At 69.9% G+C, this 22153-nt stretch carries 17 protein-coding genes; 8 read left to right on the top strand and 9 right to left on the bottom strand.

Translation table 11 applies throughout. The annotated features are described in order from the left end of the window. The first annotated feature begins 30 nt into the window (after window positions 1–30). Window positions 31–2106, top strand: coding sequence for a 3-hydroxyacyl-CoA dehydrogenase NAD-binding domain-containing protein (locus tag UA74_RS23840; protein ID WP_075744155.1), 2076 nt, complete (start codon window positions 31–33; stop codon window positions 2104–2106). A 562-nt stretch (window positions 2107–2668) separates the two neighbouring features. Here the strand turns inward: UA74_RS23840 and UA74_RS23845 are convergent. Then, complete coding sequence (locus UA74_RS23845) at window positions 2669–4546, bottom strand: penicillin-binding transpeptidase domain-containing protein (protein ID WP_075742249.1); 1878 nt, start codon at window positions 4544–4546, stop codon at window positions 2669–2671. A 557-nt stretch (window positions 4547–5103) separates the two neighbouring features. Here UA74_RS23845 and UA74_RS23850 point away from each other — a divergent pair. Further along, window positions 5104–5547 (top strand): hypothetical protein, encoded by a 444-nt coding sequence (locus UA74_RS23850; protein ID WP_075742250.1) that lies wholly within the window; start codon window positions 5104–5106, stop codon window positions 5545–5547. Between the two features lie 199 nt (window positions 5548–5746). Here UA74_RS23850 and UA74_RS23855 read toward each other — a convergent pair whose 3' ends face one another. The 4 genes from UA74_RS23855 to UA74_RS23870 form a co-directional block, all read right to left on the bottom strand. Beyond that, a complete protein-coding gene (locus UA74_RS23855) occupies window positions 5747–6835 on the bottom strand; it encodes a mandelate racemase/muconate lactonizing enzyme family protein (protein ID WP_075744156.1) in 1089 nt (362 codons plus the stop codon). 235 nt (window positions 6836–7070) lie between these two features. Next, window positions 7071–8003, bottom strand: a complete 933-nt coding sequence (locus tag UA74_RS23860) for a 5-dehydro-4-deoxyglucarate dehydratase (RefSeq protein ID WP_157434413.1) — start codon at window positions 8001–8003, stop codon at window positions 7071–7073. A 95-nt stretch (window positions 8004–8098) separates the two neighbouring features. Then, entirely contained in the window at window positions 8099–8986 is an 888-nt protein-coding gene (locus UA74_RS23865) for an NAD-dependent epimerase/dehydratase family protein (RefSeq protein ID WP_075742251.1), read from the bottom strand. Between the two features lie 48 nt (window positions 8987–9034). Beyond that, complete coding sequence (locus UA74_RS23870) at window positions 9035–10186, bottom strand: Gfo/Idh/MocA family protein (protein ID WP_075742252.1); 1152 nt, start codon at window positions 10184–10186, stop codon at window positions 9035–9037. Window positions 10187–10420: 234 nt separating this feature from the next. Between UA74_RS23870 and UA74_RS23875 the strand changes: the two genes are divergently transcribed. The 5 genes from UA74_RS23875 to UA74_RS23895 all read left to right on the top strand — a co-directional run bounded on the left by UA74_RS23875 (window position 10421) and on the right by UA74_RS23895 (window position 15392). Then, complete coding sequence (locus tag UA74_RS23875; RefSeq protein WP_232237394.1) at window positions 10421–11719, top strand: ABC transporter substrate-binding protein; 1299 nt, start codon at window positions 10421–10423, stop codon at window positions 11717–11719. Window positions 11720–11782: 63 nt separating this feature from the next. Beyond that, on the top strand, window positions 11783–12748 hold the full coding sequence (locus UA74_RS23880) for a carbohydrate ABC transporter permease (RefSeq protein WP_083683554.1): 966 nt from the start codon (window positions 11783–11785) through the stop codon (window positions 12746–12748). Further along, window positions 12749–13654, top strand: coding sequence for a carbohydrate ABC transporter permease (locus UA74_RS23885; protein ID WP_083683556.1), 906 nt, complete (start codon window positions 12749–12751; stop codon window positions 13652–13654). A gap of 11 nt (window positions 13655–13665) precedes the next feature. Beyond that, window positions 13666–14244, top strand: coding sequence for a hypothetical protein (locus UA74_RS23890; RefSeq protein ID WP_157434414.1), 579 nt, complete (start codon window positions 13666–13668; stop codon window positions 14242–14244). Beyond that, the gene (locus UA74_RS23895; protein WP_075742255.1) at window positions 14241–15392 is read left to right on the top strand and encodes a Gfo/Idh/MocA family protein; all 1152 of its coding nucleotides are present in this window, start codon (window positions 14241–14243) and stop codon (window positions 15390–15392) included. Before UA74_RS23890 ends, UA74_RS23895 begins: the two co-directional genes overlap by 4 nt. 277 nt (window positions 15393–15669) lie before the next feature. Here the strand turns inward: UA74_RS23895 and UA74_RS23900 are convergent, their stop codons facing one another. Together UA74_RS23900 and UA74_RS34065 are read right to left on the bottom strand one after the other, a co-directional pair. Further along, window positions 15670–17055 (bottom strand): pectate lyase family protein, encoded by a 1386-nt coding sequence (locus UA74_RS23900; RefSeq protein ID WP_083683557.1) that lies wholly within the window; start codon window positions 17053–17055, stop codon window positions 15670–15672. A gap of 49 nt (window positions 17056–17104) precedes the next feature. After that, the gene (locus tag UA74_RS34065) at window positions 17105–17227 is read right to left on the bottom strand and encodes a hypothetical protein (protein WP_257787486.1); all 123 of its coding nucleotides are present in this window, start codon (window positions 17225–17227) and stop codon (window positions 17105–17107) included. A 331-nt stretch (window positions 17228–17558) separates the two neighbouring features. Between UA74_RS34065 and UA74_RS23905 the strand changes: the two genes are divergently transcribed. Then, window positions 17559–18548: a pectate lyase family protein gene (locus UA74_RS23905; RefSeq protein WP_075742256.1), complete on the top strand. Its 990-nt coding sequence runs from the start codon at window positions 17559–17561 to the stop codon at window positions 18546–18548. 150 nt (window positions 18549–18698) lie between these two features. Here the strand turns inward: UA74_RS23905 and UA74_RS23910 are convergent, their stop codons facing one another. Together UA74_RS23910 and UA74_RS23915 are read right to left on the bottom strand one after the other, a co-directional pair. Next, complete coding sequence (locus tag UA74_RS23910; RefSeq protein ID WP_083684143.1) at window positions 18699–20405, bottom strand: glycoside hydrolase family 43 protein; 1707 nt, start codon at window positions 20403–20405, stop codon at window positions 18699–18701. A 192-nt stretch (window positions 20406–20597) separates the two neighbouring features. Beyond that, entirely contained in the window at window positions 20598–21878 is a 1281-nt protein-coding gene (locus UA74_RS23915; RefSeq protein ID WP_157434415.1) for an ABC transporter substrate-binding protein, read from the bottom strand. Window positions 21879–22153: the final 275 nt, after the last annotated feature.

A 22153-nucleotide genomic window follows, 5' to 3' on the forward strand; every position in this document is an offset into this window, starting at 1 on the left:
ACACTGTCCATCGAGGACCTCAAGGCCGCGATGCCCGACGAGGTGGTCACCAGGGCGATCACCCGCCTGGTGCGCGTACCCGGCCTGGAGAAGCCGATCGCGCTGATCACGATCGACAACGGCCACGACCACACCAGGCCCTCCACGCTCGGCCCGCAGGGCCTGGTCAGTCTGAACGACGCGCTGGACACGGCCTTCGCCGCCGAGCCCGCCGCGATCGCGGTGACCGGAAAGCCGTTCGTCTTCGCCGCAGGCGCCGACCTCTCGGGGATCGGCAGGCTCACCGCCTGGGAGCAGTCGAACTGGATGGCCGAGACCGGCCACGCCGTCTTCCGCAGGCTGATCGACTCCGCCGTGCCGACCTTCGCCTTCGTCAACGGCGCGGCGCTGGGCGGCGGCCTCGAGCTCGCGCTCTCGTGTCACTACCGCACGGTGGCCTCCAACGCGGGCGTCATCGCCCTGCCGGAGACCTTCCTCGGCCTGTTCCCGGGCTGGGGCGGCACCCAGCTCCTGCCGAACCTGATCGGCCCGGACGCGGCCGTCACCGTCATGGTGGAGAACGCCCTCAACCAGAACCGGATGCTCAAGCCCGCCCAGGTAGCGAAGCTGGGCATCGCGGACGTGCTGCTGGACTCCGCCGACTACCTCGAGCAGTCGCTGTCCTGGGCGGCGCAGGTGGTACGCGGCGAGATCACGGTCGAGCGGCCGGAGATCGACCGGGGCGCGGGCTGGGACGCGGCGGTGGCGCGAGCGCAGGCCCTCGTCACGGGCAAGACCCAGGGCGCCGCACCCGGCCCTCAGCACGCCGTCGACCTACTCACGCTGGCGCGGGAGAACGATCTCGACGCCGGCTTCGCCGCCGAGACGCGGGCGCTGTCCGACGTCCTGATGTCCGACGAGACCCGCGCCGGGCTCTACTCCTTCGACCTCGTGCAACGACGGGTGAAGCGTCCCGCAGGCGCGCCGGACAAGTCGCTGGCCCGCAACGTCAGCAAGGTCGGCATCGTGGGCGCGGGCCTGATGGCCAGCCAGCTGGCGCTGCTGTTCGTGCGACGGCTGAAGGTGCCGGTGGTGCTCACCGACGTCGATGCGGCCAGGATCGACAAGGGCGTCGGCTACGTCCACGCCGAGGTCGACAAGCTCCTCGGCAAGGGCCGTGTCTCCCCCGACGAGGCGAACCGGCTCAAGGCGCTCGTCTCCGGCTCGCTGGACAAGGCGGCCTTCGCCGACGCCGACTTCGTCATCGAGGCCGTCTTCGAGGAGCTGTCGGTCAAGCAGCAGGTCTTCGCCGAGCTGGAGGAGCACGTCTCCCCCGAGGCGGTCCTGGCGACGAACACCTCCTCGCTGTCGATCACCGAGATGGCCGCCAAGCTCCAGCACCCCGAGCGGGTCGTGGGCTTCCACTTCTTCAACCCGGTGGCCGTGCTGCCGCTGCTGGAGATCGTCCGGGGCGAGCGCACGGACGACGCGGCGCTGGCCACGGCCTTCGCCACCGGCAAGAACCTGAAGAAGTCCTGCGTCCTGGTGAAGGACGCGCCTGCCTTCGTGGTGAACCGACTGCTGACCCGGTTCCTCGGCGAGGTCATCAAGGCCATCGACGAGGGCACCCCGTTCGACGTCGCCGATCGCGCCCTGGCGCCGTTGGGGCTGCCGATGAGCCCGCTGGTGCTGGTGCAGCTCGTAGGTCCCGCCGTGGCCACTCACGTCGCGGGGACCCTGCACGAAGCCTTCCCGGAGCGCTTCGGCGTCAGCGAGAACATGCAGCGGCTCGTGGCTGCGGGCAAGGCCGCCGTGTGGACCTGGGACGAGCAGGGCACCCAGCGCATCGACCCCGAGGTCGCCGATCTCTGGCAGCAGGGCTCGACGGTGCTCACCGAGGAACAGGTGCGGGACAAGGCGCTGTCCGCGCTGGCCGAGGAGTCCCGGATCATGCTCGACGAGGGTGTGGTGGCCGAGGCGCAGGACCTCGATCTGTGCATGATCCTCGGTGCGGGCTGGCCGTTCTGGCTGGGCGGCATCACGCCGTATCTCGACCGGAGCGGCATCGCCGAGCAGGTCAACCAGGCTCGTTTCCACGCGCCGGGGGTGGCGTCGGCCGCAGGCTGACCCACGCATCGCGCCGTCGCCGCCCGGATCGGGTGGCGGCCGGACTGCCGAGAAGCCCCGTCCCCGCCCGAGATCGTGGTGGGGCGGGGCTTCTCGCCGTCTCGGCACCTGATCCTGGGCACCTGTTTCCGCTGCGTCGGGGGGAGCCGACGGGTAGCGGGCCGAGGCAGGGGGTCGGCCGCAGGCAGGCGGCCCCGCTGGTCCTCGGGCGGTTCGTCCCGCGGAGTCGCGAGCGGCTGGCGGTGGATGCGGCCGGTCGCGAGCCGGTCGGCGACTCGGGCCTGGATCGCAGGCGCCGTGCGCGCTCCGCGGACCGGCCTCCCTCGAATCAGCGGCGCACGGCCGACCGTCAGAGCGTCCGAGCCGCCTCGAAGTCGTACCAGGGCGGGAGCCGACAATCCGAGCGCGCCGAGCCCGACCGCCCCGCCGCGCGGACGGCGGCAGGCCCTCTCGACCCGACTGCCGGCGCTACCAGACACCGGGTGGCCTGCTCACCGCAGCGACCGCGCCTGCGGCCGGCCGTCCCCTCAGCTCGGTGCGTCCCGCTGTCCCGTCCCGATGGTCATTCGTTGAGGTCGCGCAGGAAACGTTCCGCCGCAGCGGTCGCGGGCCCGCCCGCGTCGCCGCCGTCCTCGACGAAGCTCGCCAACGCCACGTCGCCCTGCCAGCCGACGAACCAGCTGTGGCTGCGCGGCGGGTCCTCGGTGCCGTACTCGGCCGTGCCGGTCTTGCCGTGCACCGGGTCGCCGGGCACCTCGGCCAGCCGCGTCGCGGTGCCGTCGGTGACGACCTCGCGCATCATCGTGTGCAGGGCGTCCACCGAGTCGGTGTCCAGCGGCTCGCGGGTCTCTACCGGCGTCTCGGCCTGTTCCGGCTCGACGACCAGCCTCGGCTGCTTCCACTGTCCCGCGGCGACTCCGGCGGTGGCGGCGGCCATCGTCATCGGGCTCACCGTGGTCTGGCCCTGGCCGAAGGCCGAGGCCGCCTGTGCCGACGCGCCGTCCGCCGGGGGCACCGATCCGGTGGAGACTCCCACCCCGATGTCCCAGTCGCCGCCGATGCCGAGCTTCGCCGCCGCATCGGTGAGCCCGTCCGAGCCGAGGTTCGGCGCCAGCGCGACGAAGGCGGTGTTGCAGGACCGGGCGAAGTTCTCGCGGAACGGCACCTCGCCCAATGCCTCGGGGAAGGCGTTCTTGACGGTGTGTCCGTCCACCTCGATCGTCGACGGGCAGTCGACGGGCTGGTCCAGCGTGACGTCGCCCCCGTCGAGCAGCGCCATCGCGCTGACCATCTTGAACGTGGAGCCCGGCGGAACCCAGCCGTTGAGGGCGACATCGCCGCTGCCGCCGTCCGGCCCGCCTGCGACCGCGAGAACGTGGCCGTCGCTGATCCGCACCGCCACCAGTGCGCTGGCTCGGGGTTCCGCCGCCAGCGCGCGATCGGCGGCGTTCTGCACGGCGGGGTCCAGCGTCAGCGTGACCGTCTCCCCCGGCACGGGCTCTGAGCTGAACAACTCGCGCTCGGTGCCGTCGATGACGACCGCGACGCCCCCGGTCCCCCGCAGCCGGTCGTCCAGAGTGCGTTGCAGGCCGCTGAGGCCCACGATGTCCCCGACCCGATATCGGCCGGGGTCGTCGTCCATGATCTCCTGGGTGACCGGGCCCGCGCTGCCCAACAACGCCCTGGCGAACTCGCGGGTCGGGGCCAGCTCCCTGGTCTCCTCGCGGAAGACGGTGCCGGGCAGCTCGTAGACCTGCGGGCGCACCTCCTGATAGCGCTCCTCCCGCAGGGTGACGACCTCGACGAAGTCGTCCGGGCCCGCCGCTGCGATGCGATCGGGCAGCCCCGAGGTGTCCACCCCGTCGTCGGCCAGCGCGCTGCCCAGGGTCTGGGCGAGCCCGGCCGGGTCGGTGACGTTGGCCGGCTGCACGCCGACCACGACCACCGGCCGGGCGGTGACGATGGGCTCGCCGTCGACGTCGACGATCTCGCCGCGCTGCGCGGGCGTGTGCCTGCTGCGCAGCGTCTCGCCCTCGACGAGATCGGGGTGCACGGCGCCGGGATCGAGGACCACCTGCCACTGGTCGCCCTGTTGACGCAGGTCCAGTGTGGTCTGGTACTCCCATTCGTCGCCCGAGGCCAGCTCCCAGGAGACGTCGAGCCGGGCCTCGCCCGCCGCGTCCTCCACCGTGACCTCGCCGACGGTCACCTCGCGGACCTCGCCCGCCACGCCCTCGGTGATCCCCGTGTACCACTCCTGGGCCTCGTCGCCCGAGACTTCGGCATACGAGATCGTGCCGAGGTCGCCCGACTGCCAGGCCTGGGCGAACTCCGTCGCCGCCTCCTCGGCGGCCGCCCGGCCGTTCGAACAGGCGGCCAGGCTGCTGCCGGCCAGCACCGCGACCCCGAACAGGACCGCTGTCCGTCTTCCGATGCGCATGTGGACCTCTCCTCGACAGCCGGATCGCCAAGGCCGTGCAGTGGCCGGATTCCGGTCATGCAGGCCGCTATCGTGGATCGCCCCCGAGCGAAAGCACGATCTCCCTGACAAGCACTAGACGCGCGGGACCGACGACCGGTGGGCCGGGCCAGGGTTACCTGTACCACATCTGATCGGACGTCGAGCCGGTTGCGCGTCACCTACGTTAGCGAGCCGGACGGGTCCAGAACGGATCGCCACGGCGGGCAGGCGGTGGCCCGATGCGGTGGGCGGACCGGACGCGCCACGACTCGCGAGGACTGCCGCCATCATCGTCGAGGCGCGACGGCCCCGTCAACGCACCCGTTCTCGCCTGCCGCCGACCCGGTGACGAGTGAGGGCGGCAGGCGGCGCACGATGCGCGCGGCGTCCCGGCAGGCAGGGCAGGCCGCCGGTCGTCGAGATCATTCCCGAGCGCAGCCGGAGTCACGGCCGCCAAGCTCGGAGGGAACGGGCTCCGCACCACGGCGGACGACGACGGCCCTAGGCTGGGCCGTCAATCGAGCAGAGGACGTGGCATGGCAGAGCAGTGGTCGACTCCCGACGCGATCGCGACCGCCAGGGGCCTGCTGGAGCAGGCACTACCGGGATGGCGGCGCCCCGCCGCATACGGCCTCGGCCACCTGGTCGACGGGGACGCCGTGTTCCCCGTGGTCAACGTCGGAGAGCACTTCCTCCCGGCCGTGGTGCTGGCCACGGTGTGCGGGCACTCGGCGGGCACCGCGGTGTACGAACTGGACGCGGCCGGCCTGGACGAGGCGATCATGATGCTGAGCCCCGCAGAGGCCTGCTCCGACTACGACCACCCCAATCTCGCCGCGTGGCGCGACATCCGAACGGATCTGGCGCACAACGACGGCCAGGCGATCGCGGTGTTCGTCGGCGACCTCGAGGATCCGACGGTCGACGACCGCGATGAACGATTCCGGGCAGCGGTGAAGTCCGCAGGCCAGGACGGCTGACCGGACGCACCCGCCGACGACGGTCTCCTGGCGGCCCGCTTCCCCGGCCCGGCCTGCGCCACCACGCCCCGCGTCGGACCTCGCCGGATCTGCGGAAAGGTCCGGCGGGAAGGCCCCGCCGCGGGCGAACCGACCTGCGCGCACTGCGCCGTGGTCTGCGACCTGGCCCGGCGACCCGACGCGGCGACCCGGCCGGGCGCTAGCCGACGAGCGGCGTGAGCTTCTCGGTGGCGAAGACGAGTCCGTGGCCCGGTGCGGTCGCGGTGTGCGCCGACGGCGGCTCCAGGCGGACCCCGCTCGGCTCGGCCAGCGCGCCGAGCGCGCCGAAGGAGGCGCGATCGATGTCCTCCACCATGGACACCGAGCCCACGCACATCGCCAACTGCGCGGACAGCTCCGGCAGCAGGTGCGGGGCGGTCGGCACGCCGAACGTCGCGGCCAGCTCGGCGATCCGCAGGAACGGCGTGATGCCGCCGACCCGGACCGCGTTGGGCTGTACGAAGTCGACCGCGCCCGCCGTCAGCGCATCCCGGAACTGATACACGGTCCGCAGGTTCTCGCCGACCGCGATGGGGACGTCGACGGCCGCGCGGAGTCGGGCCAGCCCCGGCAGCTCGTCGGCGAGCAGCGGCTCCTCGATCCAGTAGGGGTCGTAGGCGGACAGGGCACGGATCGCTCGCACCGCCGTGGGGTGGTCCCAACGCTGGTTGGCGTCGATCATCAGCAGGCGGTCCGGACCGAGGATCTCGCGCACCGCGGCGACCCGTTCGAGGTCCCTGGCCAGTTCCGGGGAGCCGACCTTGATCTTCACCGCCCGATGGCCCGCCGCGACGAACCGGCGGACTTGGTCCGCAAGCTCGTCGAGCTCGTAGAAGAGGTTGACGCCGCTGCCGTAGATGCCGACGGTCTCACGACGCCTACCGATGAAGTCGGTCAGCGGCAGTCCGGCGGCCTTCGCCCGCAGATCCCACAGGGCGATGTCGACCGCCGCGAGGGCCATGCCGGTGATGCCGCCCGAGCCGCCTTCGTGCAGACCGGCCCACAGGCGGTCCCACCACACCCCGGCGGGAGCCGTCTGTCCACCCACGATCAGCCTCGGCAGATCGTGCTCCAGCATGGCGAGCACCGCGTGCGCCCCGACCAGCGGCGTCCAGCTGAATCCGGTGCCGGTCGAGCCGTCCTCGGTGCGCAGGGTCGTGACGATCAGGTGCTGCTGGTCGACCCCGGGCCCCCAGGGCCGGTCCAACGGCACGGTGAACGCCTCGCTGGTCAGCTCGGTGATGCGCATCGGATCGCGTTCCCTTCCTTCTTCTGGCCCGTCCGCCCGGCGTCGTCCCGGTGCGACGGGCTTCGTCATGTGCTCGGCGGCGGTCGAGGAAGCCGGCTGCCGACACGCCGGCGACCGGCCGGGACCGACGGCCCGGCCTGCTGCGAGCCTCGGGGGCAGCGAAGCGGATTCGGCCGACGCCACGCCGGTCATCGAGACAGCGGCAGCCGGCCAGGCGGCAGGATCGTGCCAGGACTCACTCCGGCTGCCTCGGCCGAGCGTCCACCAGGTCGAGTCCGGTGGCCAGGATGGCGCGCAGATCCTCGAGGTGTGCCTCGGTGAGGTCGACCAGCGGCGGCCGAACGCCCCCGACGTCGAACCCGCGCAGTCGCTGGCCCGCCTTGACCAGGGCGACCGCGTAGCCGGGCACGGCGTCGCGCAGTCGCCCCAACGGCTGGTAGAAGCCGCGTAACAGCGCATCCACCTGGGCCGATCCGGCGGCGAGGGCCCGCTGGAACGCCGAGGCCACCTCGGGGGCGAAGGCGAAGGCAGCCGAGGAGTAGAGCTCGACGCCGATCCCCCGGTACGCCGCGGCCGTCAGCTCGGCGGTCGGCAGGCCGTTGAAGAACAGGAAGTCGGGTCCCATCGCCGCTCGGACGGCGATGACGATCCCGTGCATCCGGTCGAGATCGCCGACCCCGTCCTTGATGCCGATGACGCCGGGGATGCCTGCGACGGTCACCGAGGCGGCGACGGAGAGGACCGCGTTGGCCCGTTGATAGAAGATCACCGGCACGGGACTGGCCTCGGCCACCGTCCGCACGTAGGCGATCAGACCGGCCTCCGGGCCCTTGACCAGGTAGGGCGGCAGCAGCAGGATCGCATCGGCGCCCGCCCGCGCGGCATTGCGTGCCTGAGCGATCGCGACCGGCAGCGGTCCGCCCGCTCCGGCGATGACCGGGACGGCCGCCGCAGGTTCCTCGCCCGCCACCGCCACGGTGGTGCGGACGACGAGTTCGTGTTCCGCCACGGTCAGCGCGTGCAGCTCGCCGGTACCGCAGGCCGTGAAGATCCCGCCTGGTCGGTGGGCCAGCCCGGCACGCAGGCTCTCCGCGAGTCGCTCGGTCGCGACCGTGCCGTCGGCGTCGAACGGGGTCGTCGGGAAGAAGAGAACGCGCTCCAGCCTCACCGTGATCTCCTCCTCAGTCCGCGACATCCGTCTGCCGGGCTCGGTGGGCGGCCCGGTGCCGAGCGCTCGTCCCACCGTTGCGGGGTGGCGAGGGCTCACCGAAGCTCGGTGCGCCAGCTCCGCTTCGCCCGCCAGCCGAGCAGTCGCTCGGCCTTGGCACTGTCGAAGGCCGGGCTCGACCCGGTCAGCCCCGCCGCCTGCGCGGCGGGCACCCCGGCGTGCTCGACGAGCAGCTCGGCCAGCGGCTCCCTCGCCATGGCGTCCGGTGCCCCGACGAAGAAGACCTCACCCGGCGGGATGTCTTTGGCCCTGCCCAGCAACGCGGCGACGAAGTCGCCTGCGTCTCGGGCGTCGAGATAGTTGAAGAGGGACACGGCGGCCAGTTCGGGCCGATCGAGTCGATCGAGGATCGTGTCCCCGGTCTGGGTCGGCGCCCCGTCCCACTCCTCCGGCGAGACCACGAAGCACGGACGGAACGCGTGGCAGGCGATCCGGTCCGGCCAGCGGCGTGCGAAGGCCTGGATCGTCTCCTCCGCGACGACCTTGGACAGCCCGTACGCGTGCCACGGCCGCGTCGGGTGTGCCTCGTCCAGCGGCAGGTAGTCCGCCTGCCAGCCTGCCGGATTCCCGTAGCCGATCACGGTGGGGCTGCTGGCGGCGAGCACCGTGCCGACGCCGAGATCCGTCGCCGCCTGGCAGACGTTGAAGACCATCTGCGTGTTGGTGCGAAAGGTCGCCACGTCGGTGCGCAGGAACGGCACGGGCACCGCCGCGAGGTGCACGATCGCGTCCGGCCGGTAGCGGCCGACGACGCTGTAGCACTCGCCGGTGTCGAGCAGGTCCACCGCGAAGGACTCGTAGGGGACCTGCCCGGCAGGCGGACGGACGAGGTCGACGCAGACGGGCTCATGGCCTGCTTCGGCCAGCGCCGCCAGGACACTGCGCCCCAGCCTGCCGCTGCCTCCGGTGACGAGCACCCGCACTGGTCGACCTCCTGATCTCGTGGCTGACGAAACGGACCGGTCAGCCCGTCACGTCGTGATGGGCTCGATGGCGACGCGACTGCCGATGCGCGAGGACTCCAGGCCCGCCTCGGCGAGTTGCACGCCCCTGGCTCCGGCGAGGAAGTCGTACGGGAACGGCGCGTCCTCGCAGACGTGGCGGACGAACATCTCCCACTGCACGCGGAATCCATTGTCCTGCTCGCCGTTGTCCGGCACGACCTGCCACTGATCGCGGAACTGCTCCGACTGCGCGACGTCCGGGTCCCACACCGGCATCGGCGTGGCCGAGCGATGCTGCACCCGACAGGAACGCAGTCCCGCGACGGCGCTGCCCTCGGTGCCGTCCACCTGGAACTCCACCAGCTCGTCGCGATTCACCCGGACCGACCACGAGGAGTTGATCTGGGCGATGATGCCGCCCGCGAGCTCGAAGATGCCGTAGGCCGAGTCGTCCGCGGTCGCCTCGTAGGCCTGGTTCTGCTCGTCCCAGCGCCGGTCGATGTGCGTGACCGCCTTGGCAGTGACCGCCTCGACCGTGCCGAACAGGTCCTCCAGCACGTAATGCCAGTGCGGGAACATGTCGACGACGATGCCGCCGCCGTCCTCGGCGCGGTAGTTCCAGCTCGGTCGCTGCGCGCGCTGCCAGTCGCCCTCGAAGACCCAGTAGCCGAACTCGCCGCGCACCGACAGGATGCGGCCGAAGAAGCCGCCGTCGATCAGGCGCTTGAGCTTCATCAGGCCCGGCAGGAAGAGCTTGTCCTGCACGACACCGGTCTTCACCCCTGCCTCGGCGGCCGTCCTGGCCAGGGCAACGGCCCCCGCCAGCGAGGTCGCGGTGGGCTTCTCGGTATAGACGTGCTTGCCCGCCTCGACCGCGCGACGCACCGCCTCCTCTCGGGCACTGGTCACCTGCGCGTCGAAGTAGATCGACACGTCCTCGGCGGCCAGGGCCTCGCCGAGGTCGGTCGTCCACCGATCCAGCTGGTGCCGTCGGGCCAGTTCTCGGAGCTTCTGTTCGCTGCGACCGACGAGGATCGGCTCGGGCATGACCCGAGTCCCGTCGGACAGCGTGACGCCGCCCGCCTCGCGGATGGCGAGGATCGAGCGGAGCAGATGCTGGCGATAGCCCATCCGTCCCGTGATCCCGTTCATCGCGATACCCAGCACTTGACTGTCCATGCGTCCTTACCTCTCGACCAGGAAAGCGCTTTCCACCGTAACCTGTGCGCGGCCGTGCGCCAAGCCCCTAGTTCACAGCCGCTCGGCAGGCCCGTCACCAGCGCTGACGTTTGAGTTCGTCCGGTTTCGGCCGTGTGATTGACACCACCGGAGATGACGCCTACTTTTCGGTAAACGCTTTCCAGTGAGTGCTCGGTCACCCTGGCCGGCACTGTCCAGATCAGGAGGCCCGGGATGGGTGCGCAGAGACGCTCACCGTTACAACGGGGTAGATCTGTTTTGGCCCTGGCCATGGTGGCCGGGCTGGTGACGGCCTGCGGTGGTGCCGGCGGCGGAGACGCCGACGGCCAGGTAGAGCTTCGGTTCACCTGGTGGGGCAGCGACGACCGCGCCGAGATCACCGAGGAGGCGATCGCGTTGTTCGAGGAGCGGAATCCGAACATCACGGTCAACACCTCGTATGCGGCGTTCTCGGGGTACTTCGAGCGGTTGGCGACCGAGGTCGCGGGCAACAACGCGCCGGACGTGATCCAGATGGACTACGCGTATCTGCGGGAGTACGGGGATCGGGGCGTCCTTGCCGATCTCCACGAGTTCGACGAGGATCAACTGGGCACCGAGGGCATCACGCCGTTGCTGGCGCGTTCCGGTGAGATCGACGGCAGGATGTACGCGCTGCCGATGGCGCAGAACACCCATGCGTGGGCGTACGACGAACAGGCCTGGACGGAGTCCGGGGTGCCGCTGCCCGAGGCGGGCTGGACGTGGGAGGACCTGCTGAGCAGCAGCCAGGCTCTGACCGAGTCCACCGACGGCGAGCGCTACGGGACCACCGACTTCGGCTGGTCCTGGGAGACCTTCCAGGTCTGGCTCCGCCAACAGGACAAAGACCTCTATACCGACGCAGGCGAGATCGACTTCGACCGCGAGGACCTCACCACCTATCTGGAACTCCTCGAGGAGTTCCGCACCACCGAAGCCGCCACCCCGGCCAACATCACCTCCGAGATCGACGGCGCCGTGGAGAACTCGCCGCTGGCCAGGGGCTCGGCCTTCGCCGACTTCACCTGGGACAGCACGGCGGTCAGCTTCTCCTCCGTGCTGCCGGACGGCGTCGGCCTCGCACCGATGCCGCGCATCGAGGGCAGTGACCGGGTGGGCCAGTTCGCCAAGCCGGGCATGCTGATCAGCATCGCGGCGAACAGCGAGCATCCCGAGGAGTCGGCCGCCCTGGTCGACTTCCTGCTCAACGACGTCGACGCGGGCCTCATCCTCGGCACCTCGAGAGGCATGCCCGTCAACAACGACGTCCGCGAAGCCGTCGGCGCCGAACTCGAAGGACCCGACCAACTCGTCTACGACTACGAGGAAGCCCTCGCCGACGAACTCGAAGAACCCCCGTCCGCACCACCGCCGGGCAACAGCGCACTTAAACGAGAATGGCAGCGCCTCAACTCGGTGATCGGATTCGGACAACTGTCCATCGACGACGCAGTGGATCAGTTCCTAGAACGCGCTGAGCAAGAACTCTGAGGAGAGTCCGTTGTGCGGGTGCGGCCGCCTGAGAACGGCCGCACCCCCAGGATAGGTAAGGTCATGGTCGCGCAACAAGTCAACGAAGTGGCATCGCCGCAGCCCGGCAGGACTGGATCGGGCCGCGCCCGCAAGGGGTCGAAGAGCAAGGAGCAGACAGGCATCGCCTATCTGTTCCTGTCGCCGTGGATCGCGGGCGCCGTGCTGCTCACCATCGGTCCGATGGTGGCCTCGCTGTACCTGTCCTTCACGGACTACAACCTGTTCACCGCGCCCGAATGGGTCGGCCTGGACAACTACATCCGGCTGTTCACCCAGGACGACAGGTTCATGTCCTCGGTGGGGGTGACCTTCCAATACGTCTTCCTGTCGGCGCCGCTGAAGCTGGCGGCCGCACTGGGAGTCGCCCTGCTGCTCAACCGCCCGAGGAAGGGCCAGGGCTTCTACCGGTCCGCCTTCTATGCCCCGTCTCTGCTGGGTGCCAGCGTCGGCATCGCCCTGGTGTGGCGGTCGCTGTTCACCGACGACGGCGCGGTCGACTCGCTGCTGAGCTCCGTCGGCATCAACACCGGCGGCTGGATCAACCAGCCCGACTACGCGATGTACGTCATCGTCATCCTGGCGGTCTGGCAGTTCGGCGCGCCGATGGTCATCTTCCTGGCAGGCCTCAAGCAGATCCCGCAGGACCTCTACGACGCCGCCGCCGTGGACGGGGCGAGTACGTGGAAGACCTTCACCTCGGTGACGCTGCCGATGCTGTCCCCGGTGATCTTCTTCAACCTCGTGATGGAGATCATCCAGTCGTTCCAGTCGTTCACGGGCGCGTTCGTGGTCAGCAACGGCCAGGGCGGACCCGCCGACTCCACGCTCTTCTACACGCTGTACCTGTACCAGCGCGGATTCCAGGACTTCCAGATGGGCTACGCCTCGGCGATGGCCTGGCTGCTGCTCCTGACGATCGCGCTGTTCACCGGACTGGTCTTCAAGACATCCGGCCGGTGGGTGTTCTACGCCGGAGAGGACAAGTAGATGAGTACTGCGACGCTCACCGCGCCGGAGGACCGGGGTCAGACACCCGTGACCTCGCCGAAGCGCAAGAAGCCCGGCCGGGTACGCACCGTCGCCTGGCATGCCGTGATCCTGGCGTTCATCGCCGTGCTGCTCTACCCGATCGCCTGGCTGCTCGGCGCCTCGTTCAAGCCCGCGAACGAGGTCATCACCAGTCTCGCGCTGCTGCCGGAGAGCCCGACCTGGCAGAACTTCGTCGACGCCGTGGCGGGCATCGGCGGCACCAGCTTCGGCACGTTCCTGTACAACTCGCTGTTCATCGCGGGCGGCTCGGTCATCGGCAACGTGGTCTCCTGCGTGCTGGCCGCCTACGCCTTCGCCCGGCTGCGCTTCAAGCTGAGCAAGCTGATGTTCGGCTTCATGCTGATGACGCTCATGCTGCCCCACCACGTGGTGCTGATCCCGCAGTACATCATCTTCCAGAACATGGGCATGGTCGACACGTTCTGGCCGTTGATCCTGCCGAAGTTCCTGGCCACCGAGGCGTTCTTCGTCTTCCTGATGATCCAGTTCATGCGTGGCCTGCCCCGCGAACTGGACGAGGCGGCGACGATCGACGGCTGCGGCCCGCTGCGGCTGTTCTACTACATCATCCTGCCGCTGGCCCGGCCCGCGCTGATCACCACGGCGATCTTCACGTTCATCTGGACCTGGAACGACTTCTTCAGCCAGTTGATCTACCTGAGCAGCCCTTCGAACTACACGCTGCCGCTGGCGCTGCGGTTGTTCATCGACCAGACCAGCGTCTCGGCCTACGGCCCGATGTTCGCCATGTCGGTGCTGACTCTGGTGCCGATCGCGCTGTTCTTCTTCGCCTTCCAGCGCTACCTGGTCCAGGGCCTGGCGACCTCCGGACTGAAGGGCTGATCATGGCCTCCGTGACCACGGGTGGGCGAGCCGGGATCTTCGGCGGACGGTTCGTGCTGTTCGCCGACGTCCTCTACCTCGGTGTACTGGTGTTCCTCGCTTCCCTGCCCGTGGTCACCGCCTTCGCCGCGGTGACCGCCGGGTCCGGCCTGCTGCGCGACCGGATCCGCCAGGACAGCACCTTCACCATCGGCCAGTACTTCCGGCGGGTGGGCGAGGTCGTCCGGGCGCAGAAGGCCGTGCTGCTGGCCCCGCCTGCGGTGCTCGTCGTGGTCCTGCTGAACACGCTCGCCCTGGCGGCGGGCATGCCGGGAGCCGAGTTCTACCGGCCGTTGCTGCTGGGCATCGCCGCGATCGGGGCGGTGGTCGGCCTCCGGGCGGCCCTGGTCTGGTCCGAGGGGTCGAGCTGGACCACCGCGCTGCGGGACGGCGCGACGACCTCGCTGCGCGATCCGGGCGGCAGCGCGCTGCTGGTGGGCGCGCTGGTGGCGGCGATCGTGATCATCGGACAGACCTGGTTGATGCTGCCGTTGGTGACCGGCATGGTGCTGTTCGCCTCGGTGGCCGTGTCCCTACGGGAGCGGACGTGAACGGCAAGACGGTGACGGTCCTCCAGGTCGGTGCGCACGGCTACGGCCGGGTGCACCTGGACCACCAGATCGAGCTGGCCGAGCAGGGCGTCGTGCGCGTCGTCGGCGTCGCCGACCCGAGGCCGCCGGACCCCGAGCTGATCAAACGACTCGGCAGGCCGGAGGTGGCGGACTCGCCGACCACGCTGTTGGCGAAGCACTCCCCCGACGTCGTGGTGATCGCCACTCCGATCCACACGCACGTCCCGCTGGCCGTGCAGGCGATGCGGGCCGGTTCGCATGTCCTGGTGGAGAAACCGCCGACCGCCACGCTCGCCGAGTTCGAGGAACTGCTCTCCGTCGCGACGGAGACGGGCCGCAGCTGCCAGATCGGCTTCCAGAGCCTGGGCTCCACCGCGCTGGATCGCGCCCGCGAGCTGATCGCCGACGGCAGCATCGGCGAGCTGCGCGGCGTCGGCGGCGCGGGAACCTGGATTCGAGACGCCGCCTACTACGCCCGCTCCGCGTGGGCGGGCAGGCTGGTGCTCGACGGCGTCGCCGTCACCGACGGCGCGTTGACCAACCCCTTCGCCCATGCCGTGGCCTCCGCGCTGCGGATCGTGGGCGCCGAGGAACGCGGCAGCCTCCGATCGATCGAGGTCGAACGGTTTCGGTCCCGCGCGATCGAGACCGACGACACCGCGTGCGTGCGAGTGGTGACCTCGACCGGAGTGCCGGTGACCATCGCCGTCACCCTGTCGGCGGCCACCAGCCGGGACCCGGTCCTGACGCTGCACGGCAGTCGGGGCATCGTGCGACTCTGGTACACCCGTGACGAGCTGCGGCTGGAGATCGACGGTGTCGAGCAGGAGAGCGGCAGCTGGCCGAGGTCCAGCCTGCTGCGCAATCTGGCGGAGCACGTCGCCGACCCCTCGGTGGAGCTGCTCTCGCCCGCGACGCGCTGTCACTCGTTCATGTCGGTCCTGGAGGCGATCCGGCTCGACGGACCGGCGGCGGCACTGTCGCCCGAGCACTACCAGATGATCGGGGAGGGCACCGCTGCGCACCCGGTCGTCACCGGCGTCGACGACGCGGTGTTCGCCAGTGCGGAGCGGCTCGCGCTGTTCTCCGAGCTGGATCTGCCCTGGGGTGCGAAGCGGCCGGGCTGACACCGGCGGGCTGAGGCAGCCGGGCTGAGGCAGGCCTGCTCGCTCATGGCGCCCGGCCCTGCTGCTCCGCCGGTCGGCCACGATCGGCGATGCGCACGCCGAGTCCGGCGCGACCAAGTCCCGCGCAGCCGAACTCCCAGCCCTGCCCTGTCGAGGCGCCCTGCCCCGTCGACGCGGCGTCCGTCCCGCGAGGACAGCACGGACGCCACGTCGACCGAGGACGACCAGGGCTCGGCTCACGGCGCTGCCGCGTTCCCGCAGCCCTGGTCAGCGGACCTCAGCGCAGCCGACCCGAACCCGCCTTGGCACCGACCAGACCGGGCACCGAACGGGCCGGATCGATCCTGGTGTGCAGGGTGGGCGTCCAGCCGACGTCGGCGGAGAACTCACTGTCGTAGGCCTCGTTGTGCGCGGCACGCAGATCGACCAGGCGGCGCCCCTGCTCGTCGGCGACCAGATCGCCCGCACTGTGCACGGTGGTGCCGCCCCAGTCGTAGAGGACGTCCGAGGACGGGACGCCGGTCAGCCGGAAGAAGTTCTGCTCCGATCGGATCGCAGACTCGACGCCGACGCCGAGGCTGTACTCATAGCCCTCGCCCGCTCGGATCACGTAATGGTTGTTGTAGAGGTGCACCTGTCCGAACCGGACCCTCGGCGCACGTTGCAGGATGCCGTCGAAGACGTTGTGGTGCAGCGTGACGCGGAGCCGACCTCGATCGGTGAACCGAGTGTTCGACGAGCCGATCAGCATCGTCTTGTCGTGGTCCCGGAACACGTTCCACGACACCGTGACCAGGTCGGAGCCGTTGGTGATGTCGGCGAGTCCGTCATGGACCTGGTAGGGCACGCCGAAGTAGTCGGGCTGGGCGCTGTCGGGGTAGCGACCGTCGTGGAAGGTGTTGTGGTCGATCCACACGTGGGTCGTCTCGGTCAGCGAGATCGCGTCGTACTCCGAGTTCCACGCGCCGAGTTCGCCGTCGGTGGGGTCCCATTGCGGGAAGCAGTCGACCGGCGCCTCGAACTCGATGTTCCGGATGATCACGTTGTCGACGCCTGCCAGCCGCAGGCTCACGCCGCGCAGCTCGGCGCGACGGCCCAGGCCGATGATGGTCGTGTCGGAGGGGACGTCGAGGCGAATCCGGTGCGCCTGGGCGGCGGCCGATCGGACTCGTGCCTCTTCGAGCGGGCCGCTGGGGTCCTGATCCCCCCAGGTTTCCGGGTCGTAGGCCGCCAGGTAGCCGTCCAGGGTGTAACCGGGATCGGCGTCGTCGGCACAGGTCACCGCGGCGCCGTCGGCGTCGATGTTCGCGTCGACCACGCCGTCGATCTCGATGATGCTGGGCCTGCCCTCGCTCGCGCTCAGCGCCTCGGCCAGCTCGGCGTGATCGGAGACTCGATGGACGTCGGCCCGGGCGGCCCTCGAGCCGCCGGTCGTGCCGCCGTCGGCGGCGGCCCAGCCGTCGCGAGCCGGGAGGACCTGTCGGGCGAGGCCGCGGGAACCGCCCGCCGACTCCGGGGCCGCACCCGCACCGCCGCCCGCCCGTTCCGGCCCCGATGCCGGGGCCGCCCGTACAGGCTCGGCCCAGCCGGCGGGCTGGACGGCGACCACGCCCGTTCCGGCGGCGAGCACCGCCGCGACGAGGATGCCGATCGATCTTCGCATGTTCTGCTCTCCTACTCGTCGACCCGCCGATCGAATTTCTCGAGAAAAATCATCGAATCATTTCGACGATAAAACTCGACGATGAATTGACCGGCACCTTCCGCGTTTTCTCCAGGCCTGCCGTCGCGCCGGAGCGAGGCGACGTGAACTCGACGACGAAGAACGGCTCCACCCCGTCGGATCACTCCTTCATCCGGCTTGCCACAGCATGAGAAAGCGCTTTCCACACACGGTATTCCGCGTTGATGACCTGGTCAACACCTGACTACCCTGGTAGCTGACCGCTTCCCATCTGGACCGATCCGTCGTCGGCTACACCCGGCGGCCGCCCAAGTTGGACTATTCGGCGCATTGAGGCTTCTCGGCGGGCGGTGGTAGGAATGACACCACTTGGATAGCGCTTTCCAAGTCCGCCTCACCCACCTCGAGTCTCCCGCACAGACGCTCGTCGGCCGAAGTGGGTCGAGCACTGCCCCCAATCACGACCCGGGAAGGGATTGACAATGTCGTCTTTCTCAACGAATACGTCGAAGTCCGCCAGGAATCGGACGGCCCTGTTGGCCGCAGCCGGCGCCCTGCTGCTCACCATGACGAGTGTGACCGCCGCCGCAGCCGACCAGGCCGTGCCCGCCGCCGACCCCGGCATCCTGCAGTCCGGCCCGATCGGCTGGGCGTCGCAGAACGGCGGCACCACCGGCGGCGCGGGCGGCTCCACCGTCACGGTGACCTCGGCCTCCGCGCTCATCAGCAACATGCAGGCGTCCGGCCCGCGCATCGTGCAGGTGAGCGGCACGATCAATCTGAGCGGGATGAACGACATCGCCTCCGACAAGACCCTGGTCGGCATCAACAACGCCCGGATCAACGGCGGCGGCATCGACGTCGACGGCGCGCACAACGTCATCATCCGCAACATCACCTTCGCGGGCGCCACCGACGACTCGGTCAACGTGCAGGACGCATCGACCAACATCTGGATCGACCACAACACGTTCCTGCCCGGCTACGACGGCTCGCTGGACATCAAGCGCGAGTCCGACTTCGTGACCGTCTCCTGGAACCACTTCGACGGGACGGACAAGACCTCGCTGCTCGGCCACAGCGACAGCTTCAGCGCCGACGCCGACAACCTGCGGGTGACGTACCACCACAACTTCTACGACAACACCAACACCCGGAACCCGCGCATCCGCTACGGCCGGGGCGTGCACGTCTTCAACAACTACTACCTGAACAGCAACGAGTACGGCATCGCCTCAACGGAGAATGCGTCGGTGCTGGTCGAGGCCAACTACTTCCAGGGCGTGGACACGCCCACCGAGGTCGGCTACGCCAGCTCCGACCCCGGCGACCTCGTCGAGCGCAACAACATCTACTCCAACTCGGGCACGCCCAACACCAGGGGCAGCTTCGTCGGAGTTCCGTACTCCTACAGCCCGGCCTCGGCGTCGAGCATCCCGTCACTCGTGAGCAACGGCGCGGGCGTCTCGTGATCTGAGGCGTCCGACACCCGGCCCGCAACGCTCCCGATGCGTTGCGGGCCGGCTTGCTGCCGGTCAGCCGACTGTCGACGGACCTCGAACCCGTCAGGCCGTCGCGATGGAGGCCGTCACCGGTCGACGGCCGTCACCGCTTCACTCCCATCACCGGTCGGCAGACTCCGCGAACCGAGGCCGCAGGGCCGTGACCACGATCCGATCGACGGCCAGGTATGCCGAGTCCTCGGCGGCACCCGGTGCGGAGGCGGCGGCGCCGCCTGCCCCAGTTTCGGCCACCGCGAACACGCCGACCTTCGCCCCCACCCAGCGGCCCGCCGTCGCAGCGAAGCTCGCGTCCGGCCCGGTGCCGAGCCGGTGGAACACGCCGTCGCCGTCGGCCACGCCGAACCGACAGCGGCCGCCCGACGACACCTCCAGTCGCATCCGCAGCGTCGCCGTGGTCACCGGACCGAGATCACGGGCCGCCAGCTCGGTCTCGGCGCCCTCCCCGGCCAGCCTGCGCCGCAGCACCAGGCGCAGGCCCGCCTGCCCGGCCACCACGCCCAACCAGGCGTAGTCGTCGCCGAGGACCGCGAGTCCGCCGCGCCACTGCTCGTCCGAGCTGCGCCCGACCGGTCGCAGGTCCACGGTGACCGCGAACTCCTCCGCGGGCCAGCGCCGAGTGAGCACCTGTCCGACGGCCCGCAGGTCGCCTGCATCCCGGTCCGGCCGGGCGAACAGCCGCAGCGCTCCCGGTTCCTCCGTCAGCGAGAACCAGGACGGCACCGGGTTCGCCTGCCAGGACCACTGCGGGCCGAGCCCCTCCGGGGTGAAGCGCTCGTCCACCGAGTCCTGAGCACTCGGCACGGTCGCGTCCGCCCCGGCCGAGGCGGCGGGAAGCGCGGGCTTGGGATGGGTCAGGACCGGCCTGCCGCAGCCGTTCTCATCCGGGTCGACCCCGATGACCGGCCAGCCGTCGGCACCCCAGCTCATCGGCTGGAGGTGGACCACCCGGCCGTAGACGCCCCGATCCTGGAAGTGCAGGAACCAGTCCTCGCCCGTCGGCGTGTCGACCCATGCTCCCTGATGCGGCCCGTTGACCTCGGTGTCCCGCTGCGCCAGCACGATCCGGTGCTCGTAAGGGCCGTCGATCGACCGAGCCCGGAACACCGACTGCCAGCCGGTGGCGACGCCGCCTGCGGGGGCGAAGACGTAGTACCAGCCCTCTCGCCGGTAGAGCTTGGGGCCTTCCAGGGTGTGGCAGCCGGGGATCTCGTCGCCGTCGATCAGCGTCCGGCCCTCGTCGAGGAGCTCGGTCGCATCGGGGGACATCCGGTGCAGGGTGAGCCGGTTGCTGATGCCCGACCGGCTGGCCGCCCAGCCGTGCACGAGGTACGCCGAGCCGTCGGCGTCCCACAACGGACAGGGATCGATGAGTCCCCGGCCTGCCTTGATCAGGTGCGGAGCCGACCACGGGCCGTCCGGCCGCGTCGCGGTGAGCACCCGGATGCCGAAGTCGGGGTCGCCGTAGAACACGTGGTAGCGGCCCGCGTGGAACCGCAGCGACGGCGCCCAGACGCCCTTCCCCGGCTGCGGTCGCGCGAAGACGTCGGCCGGTTCCTGGGCGGGCAGTGCATGACCGGTCAGCCGCCAGTCGACGAGGTTCCGCGAGGTGGCCATGGTCAGTCCCGGCGCGGCCGCGAAGGTGGAGGCGACGAGGTGGAAGTCGTCGCCGACGCGGATGACGTCCGGGTCGGACAGGTCGGTGCACAGCACCGGATTGCGATACGTCCCGTCGCCCTGATCGGCCTGCCACGGCGGGCCGTCGTCCTCGCTCGGTGCCGCGATGCCCTCCTCGGCAGCCGATGACATCGACCCTGGACCGTTCGACACGACGCACGCCTCTCGCTCGACGAGACGGCCGGGCGTTCGCGGATCGACTCCGGACACCCGGCGATCCCGGATGGTGTTCACTGTCGTGGCTGACTCGACCGCTCGTCGAATCAGTTCCTGCCGCTCGTCCTCGGCGGCCGGGCCGGACCCGACCGCCGAGGACAGACCGGCTCAGCCGTCGAGGGACTGGCGGGCCTCGTTCATGAGCTGGGCCGCCGCATCCTCGACGGACATCCCGCCGAAGTTGTACGAGTCGTAGATGACCGTGAACGATCGCTTCACCGAGCCCGCGCCCGTGGGCGGCGCGTTGGGCGCCTCGCCCATCAGGTCGGCGACGCTCTCCTGATAGTCGAAGACCTGCTGGTTGGCGCCGTCCAGATCGGTGCCGATCGCCTCACGGACCGCCGCGTTCGGCGGCATGCTGCGCACCACGCCCAGGGCCTGACCAGCCTCGACGTCGTTGACCAGGAAGTCGATCAGCATCGCCGACTCGACCGGGTGATCGCTGGAGCTGCCGATGCTGTACATCGAGGCGGAGGCGGCGAGCATTCCGGTGCTGTCGGTGTCGGTCGGCCACGGGGCCAGCTCGACCAGGCCGTCGGACGAGGCGTGGTAGCTGGGCGCCGAGGAGTCGTAGTTGAACTCGGCCGCCGACCGTCCCAGGACCAGGGGCGAGGTGTCGATGCTGCCGTTGAAGGTGGTCGTCACCTCGGCAGGCGTCACCACGCCGCTCGCCTGGAGGCTCTTGGTCCAGGTCCAGAACTCGACGAGGTCGGCCTCCTCGAATCCGAGGGCGCCTTCGGGGTCGTACAGCGACTTCCCGTCCTGGCGGAGCCAGAAGTCGAACCAGTCGGAGAATCCGCCGAAGTCGCTGTAGCCGTAGACCTCGCCGTCCGTCGCCTCGTGGATGCGGCTGCCCGCCTCCTCGAAGTCGTCCCACGTCCAGCCCGCCGAAGGCGGCTCGACCTCGGCCGCCTCCCACTGCTCGACGTCGTACAGCAGCGTCTGAGTGTTCTGCCCGGCGGGAATCGCGTAGAGGACGCCGTCGATGCTGGCACCATCGATCAGGCTGGTCGGGAGGTCGCCGGTGTCGATCTCGCTGCCGACGTGCTCACCGAGGTCCGCGAGCACACCTCGGTCGGCGAACTCACGCAGGAACGGCATGTCGGTCTGCACGACGTCCGGGCTGTTCCCGCCTGCCACCTGCGTGGAGAGACGTTCGACGTAGGCGTTGTAGTCGGCGAAGGACACCGAGACGGTGATGTCGGGGTTCTCGGCCATGAAGAGATCCACGGCGGCCTGAGTGGCCTCAGCCCGGTCGTCGTTTCCCCACCAGTGGAAGGAGATCTCGACTGCGCCGTCCTCGGCGGTGTCTCCACACGCGGTCAACGTGCTCCCCACGGCTAACGCGATCACCATCGCACCAGTCCGCTGCCATCGTGATCGAGACACGGCACCTCCTTCTCGACACAAAGTCGAAAACGATTCGTTTTGTCTAAGGTCACCGATGCTAAGCAGCGACCATGTGGGTTCCACGACCGGGAGCGGATGTAACCCGTTCGTGTCATTTCATCGGCGGGAAACCCACCGAAACCTACGCCGAATGGATCAACCATTCATAACCCATAGTCACAATTAGTGTGATGGGTGTGCGAAAAGGTGACTCCGAGTAGGCCGATCGGACCGGATCGACTCGCCCTCGGTAATCCCGCACTCAGCGCGGCACC

Origin of the sequence: Actinoalloteichus fjordicus, from assembly GCF_001941625.1 — a bacterium.
Classification (GTDB): Bacteria; Actinomycetota; Actinomycetes; order Mycobacteriales; family Pseudonocardiaceae; genus Actinoalloteichus_A; species Actinoalloteichus_A fjordicus.

Bases quoted from the DNA above. Each gene is read 5' to 3' on its own strand.
- UA74_RS23840 (WP_075744155.1), top strand. From the start codon at position 31: ATGCCCGACGAGGTGGTCACCAGGGCGATCACCCGCCTGGTGCGCGTA.
- UA74_RS23845 (WP_075742249.1), bottom strand. From the start codon at position 4,546: ATGCGCATCGGAAGACGGACAGCGGTCCTGTTCGGGGTCGCGGTGCTG.
- UA74_RS23850 (WP_075742250.1), top strand. From the start codon at position 5,104: ATGGCAGAGCAGTGGTCGACTCCCGACGCGATCGCGACCGCCAGGGGC.
- UA74_RS23855 (WP_075744156.1), bottom strand. From the start codon at position 6,835: ATGCGCATCACCGAGCTGACCAGCGAGGCGTTCACCGTGCCGTTGGAC.
- UA74_RS23870 (WP_075742252.1), bottom strand. From the start codon at position 10,186: ATGGACAGTCAAGTGCTGGGTATCGCGATGAACGGGATCACGGGACGG.
- UA74_RS23875 (WP_232237394.1), top strand. From the start codon at position 10,421: ATGGGTGCGCAGAGACGCTCACCGTTACAACGGGGTAGATCTGTTTTG.
- UA74_RS23880 (WP_083683554.1), top strand. From the start codon at position 11,783: ATGGTCGCGCAACAAGTCAACGAAGTGGCATCGCCGCAGCCCGGCAGG.
- UA74_RS23885 (WP_083683556.1), top strand. From the start codon at position 12,749: ATGAGTACTGCGACGCTCACCGCGCCGGAGGACCGGGGTCAGACACCC.
- UA74_RS23900 (WP_083683557.1), bottom strand. From the start codon at position 17,055: ATGCGAAGATCGATCGGCATCCTCGTCGCGGCGGTGCTCGCCGCCGGA.
- UA74_RS23905 (WP_075742256.1), top strand. From the start codon at position 17,559: ATGTCGTCTTTCTCAACGAATACGTCGAAGTCCGCCAGGAATCGGACG.
- UA74_RS23910 (WP_083684143.1), bottom strand. From the start codon at position 20,405: ATGTCATCGGCTGCCGAGGAGGGCATCGCGGCACCGAGCGAGGACGAC.